The 4,170-nt window shown below is 73.0% G+C and carries 3 protein-coding genes; all 3 read right to left on the bottom strand.

Features of this window, described 5'->3' with window-relative positions:
• Positions 1-73: 73 nt before the first annotated feature.
• Entirely contained in the window at positions 74-1,471 is a 1,398-nt protein-coding gene (locus ACFFJG_RS20335) for a metallopeptidase TldD-related protein (RefSeq protein ID WP_378520627.1), read from the bottom strand.
• On the bottom strand, positions 1,471-2,991 hold the full coding sequence (locus tag ACFFJG_RS20330) for a TldD/PmbA family protein (RefSeq protein ID WP_378520626.1): 1,521 nt from the start codon (positions 2,989-2,991) through the stop codon (positions 1,471-1,473). Before ACFFJG_RS20330 ends, ACFFJG_RS20335 begins: the two co-directional genes overlap by 1 nt.
• Before the next feature lie 22 nt (positions 2,992-3,013).
• Positions 3,014-4,170, bottom strand: a 1,157-nt coding sequence (locus tag ACFFJG_RS20325; RefSeq protein WP_378520625.1) for an SbcC/MukB-like Walker B domain-containing protein, incomplete at its 5' end; no start/stop codon positions are given.

Raw genomic sequence — 4,170 nt, 5'->3', positions numbered from 1 at the left:
GCCGCCACCCTGGCGGCGTACGACATCCGGAACCGCCCGCACGATGTCGTCTGCCGCCACCCTGGTCGCGGCGTCAGACGCCCTGGGAGACGCTCGACATGTTGAAGTCGGGGATCCGGAGGGCGGGGGTCGCGGTGCGGGAGAAGTAGTCGTCGCCCCACTCGCGGCTGAAGCTCGGCACCGTCTCGGTGGCCGCGCTGAACCGGTTGAGCAGGTCGATCGGGCTCTCGTTCCACCGGAAGTTGTTGGCCGCGCCGACGATCTCGCCGTCCTCGACGACGTAGACGCCGTCGCGGGTCAGGCCCGTCAGGAGCATGGTCTGCGGGTCGACCTCGCGGATGTACCAGAGGCAGGTCAGCAGCAGGCCGCGCTGCACGCCGGCGACCATGTCCTCGACCGTGCCGGCGCCGTCGCCGACCTCGAGGACGAGGTTGTCGATCATCGGGGTGACGGGCTGGCCGGTCATCCCGGCCGAGTGGCGGGTCTGCAGCAGGCCGGTGAGCAGCCCGTCGCGGATCCAGTCGGTGCGCTCGAGGGTCAGGCCGTTGTCGAAGACCGAGTCGGTGTTGTCGGAGGAGCCTGCGACCACGAACGGGGCGCACTCCAGCCCGGGGTGGGCCGGGTCGGAGAACAGGCTCACGCCCGGGGCGGCCACCTTGTCGCCGATCCGGGTGCCGCCCCCGCGGCGGCTGTAGACCGACTCGCCCTCGTGGGCCACGCGGGCGCCGGCGCCCCAGTAGGCGTCGATCATCAGGTCGGCGACCGACGACGGCGGCAGGATCGTGTCGTAGCGGCCGGCGGGCAGGTCGATGCGGCGCTCGGCCCAGGCCAGCCGGCGCGCGACGTCGCCGGCCATGGCGGCGGCGTCGACGTCGCGGAAGTCGCGGGTGGCCCCGCCGACCCAGGCGCTGCGGGTCAGCGAGGTGTCCTTGGCGGTGCAGGCGTAGTGGCCGGACGGCTGCGCGTGGCGCAGGCGCAGGCCGCGGGAGGAGCCGAGGTAGGTGGTGGTGACGTCGTGGTTGACGAAGCCGTAGAGCAGGCGCTGCTCGGCGCCAGCCTGCTTGAAGGCCTCACCGAGGGCGGGCGCGAACGCGTCGTAGACGCCGATGTCGGTGGTGGCCGCCGCCGTGTCCCAGTCGGGAGAGGTGAGGTCGGCGACCAGCTCGGCGGCGTCCTCGGCCGGCGAGCCGGCGCGGGCGGCGGCGTCGGCGGCCTCGACCAGCGTGGTGACCTGCTCGGGGGTGGAGGCGCTGCCCGAGACCGACCCCGAGGCGATGCCACCGGCGACCGACGCGAAGCTGACGACCGTCACCGACACCTCGGTCATCACGCCGTTGGTGGTGAGGGTGTTGTTGGCCCAGCGCAGGTTGGCGCTGGTCGTGTCGCGGACGATCGCGATGCAGTCGTCGGCGGTGGAGGTCGCGAGCGCGTGCTCGACGAGCTGCTGGGGGGTGGTGCGCAGGGAGGTCATCAGTGTCCCGCCTCGTCGATGGTGTTGAGGATGTTGACATCGCGGAACAGTGCACTCGGGCAGCCGTGGCTGACCGCCGCGACCTGGCCGGGCTGGGCCTTGCCGCAGTTGAAGGCACCACCGAGGACCCACGTGTCAGGTCCGCCGACCGCCTCCATCGAGCCCCAGAAGTCGGTCGTGGTGGCCTGGTAGGCGACGTCGCGCAGCATCCCGTCGAGCCTGCCGTCGGTGATCTTGTAGAACCGCTGGCCGGTGAACTGGAAGTTGAAGCGCTGCATGTCGATCGACCACGACTTGTCGCCCACGACGTAGATGCCGCGCTCGACCTTGCCGATGAGGTCGTCGGTGGACAGGTCGTCCGTGCCGGGCATCAGCGAGACGTTGGCCATCCGTTGGATCGGGATGTGGCCCGAGGAGTCGGCGTACGCGCAGCCGTTGGAGCGCCCGCCGTTGAGCTCGGGCTTGAGGTGGCCCATCGACCGGTCGAGCTGGTAGCCGACGAGGACACCGTCGCGGACGATGTCCCACTCCTGGGTCTGCACGCCCTCGTCGTCGTAGCCGACGGTGGACAGCCCGTGGGGCGTGGTGCGGTCGCCGCGGACGTTCATCACCGGCGAGCCGTACTGCAGGGTGCCGAGCTTGTCGTAGGTGGCGAACGACGTGCCCGCGTAGTTGGCCTCGTAGCCCAGCGCCCGGTCGAGCTCGGTCGCGTGCCCGATGGACTCGTGGATCGTGAGCCACAGGTTCGACGGGTCGACCACCAGGTCGTAGGAGCCGGCCTCGACGCTCGGCGCGGCGAGCTTCTCGGCGAGGAGGTCGGGCACCTCGGCGAGCTCGGCGTCCCAGTCCCAGTGGGTGCCGTCGAGGTACTCCCAGCCCCGGCCGACGGGGGGCGCGATGGAGGCCATCGTGTCGAAGATCCCGGTCGTGGAGTCCTCGCCCGAGGCCTCGAAGCCGGGCTGGAGGCGGACCCGCTGCTGGGTGGTGCGGGTGCCGGTGAGGTCGGCGTAGTACTTGTTCTCCTGCACCTGCTGGAGGTACGCCGTCGCGTGCGCGACCGCGGCCCCTGAGCGCAGCCGCTCGGTCCAGTCGACGAGGAGGGCGGCCTTCTCGCGCGTGGGCACCTCGAGCGGGTTCACGTCGTAGCCGGAGACCCAGGTGACGTCGTCGTGGACCGGCTCGGCGGCGAGCTCGACGGGGGTGGTGGTCATCGCGGCCGCGACCTTCGCGACGGCGACCGCCGTCTCGGCGACGCGGCGTGCCTCGTCGTCGGTCAGCACGACCCCGGAGGCGAAGCCCCACGCGCCCTGGTGGACCACGCGCACCGCGAAGCCGAGGTCCTCGGCGTCGCTGGCGGTCTGCAGGACGCCGTCACGGGCACCGAGGTACTGGTAGCGGTTGCGCTCGAACCGGAAGTCGGCGTGGCTCGCGCCGAGCTTCTGGGCGCGGGCCAGGGCCACGTCTCCGAGCCGGCGGTGCGGCAGGTCGCTGAAGGTCGGGTCGAGCCCGGGCGCACTCATGGGACGAACCTATCCGAGTCCCTCACCCACAGTGGAGGGACACACGGCTGCCGTGGCGGCCGCGGTGCAGCCGGAGCTGGGTGGGGATCCGGGTCTGCAGCTCGGGCACGTGGCTGACCACACCGACCACCCGGCCGCCGTCGCGCAGGGTGTCGAGGGTGTCCATCACGTCCTCGAGGGTGTCGGCGTCGAGGGAGCCGAAGCCCTCGTCGACGAAGAGCGTGTCGAGGTCGGCGCCGCCGGCCTCGTGCGTGATGACGTCGGCCAGGCCGAGGGCGAGCGCGAGCGAGACCACGAACGTCTCGCCCCCCGACAGCGTGGCGGGGTCGCGGTCGTCACCGGTCCAGTCGTCGCGGACCAGCAGGCTGAGGCCGCCGCGGGTCTCGCCGGCGCCGCGCCGACCCGTGTGCACGAGGGAGTAGCGGCGGTCGCTCATCGTGGACAGGCGGAGGTTCGCGGCGTCGACCACCTGTCCGAGACGGTGGGCGAGGACGTAGGCCGACAGGCGCATCTGCAGCTGGTTGTCGGGGTGCTTGCCCTCGACGAGGGCTGCGAGGTCGGCAACGGCGTCGAGGTCGCGCCGGACCGGACGCCACCCGGCGAGGGCACCGTCGACGTCGTCGGCGAGGCCGGCCAGACGGCGCACACGGTCGTCGAGGGTCGCGGCGTGCTGGCGTGCCGCGGCGGCCTCGCCACGGGTGCGGTGCTGCTCGTGCGCGAGCCTCTCCAGGTCGGGGGCCGGCGCGGTCGCGGCCGAGACGACGTCGGGGTCGGCGAGCTGCTCCTCGACGCGGGCGAGGTCGCGCTCGCGCTCCTCCACCAGCCGGCGCAGCCGGGCGACGGCCTCGGGAGCCAGCCAGGCCGCCTCGGCCTCGGTCGCCGAGACGAAGCCGTGCTCGACGGCTGCGGCCGCGACGGCCGCCTCAGCGCGGGCGGCGGCGGTGCGGACCCGCTCCAGGTCGGCCGTGGCGTCGAGCAGCCTGGTCGCGACGTCCTCGACGTGACGCAGCCGCCGGTCGAGGTCGTCGAGGTCGTCACCGTCGGCGAGCACGTCGGCGAGGCGGTCGAGGAGGTCGGTGCGGCGGCTGGCGAGCACGGCGGCCTCGGTGTCGTGGCGCGCCAGGTCGGCCCGCAGGTCGGCCACCTCGGCGGTCGCGGTGGCGAGCTCGGCCCGCAGCG

Source organism: Nocardioides zeicaulis (assembly GCF_042432345.1).
Taxonomy (GTDB): Bacteria; Actinomycetota; Actinomycetes; order Propionibacteriales; family Nocardioidaceae; genus Nocardioides; species Nocardioides zeicaulis.
This window is presented reverse-complemented; position numbering and strand designations above follow the sequence as displayed.

Excerpts from the sequence above, each read along its gene's own strand:
- ACFFJG_RS20335 (WP_378520627.1), bottom strand. The coding sequence starts at position 1,471 with ATGACCTCCCTGCGCACCACCCCCCAGCAGCTCGTCGAGCACGCGCTC.
- ACFFJG_RS20330 (WP_378520626.1), bottom strand. The coding sequence starts at position 2,991 with ATGAGTGCGCCCGGGCTCGACCCGACCTTCAGCGACCTGCCGCACCGC.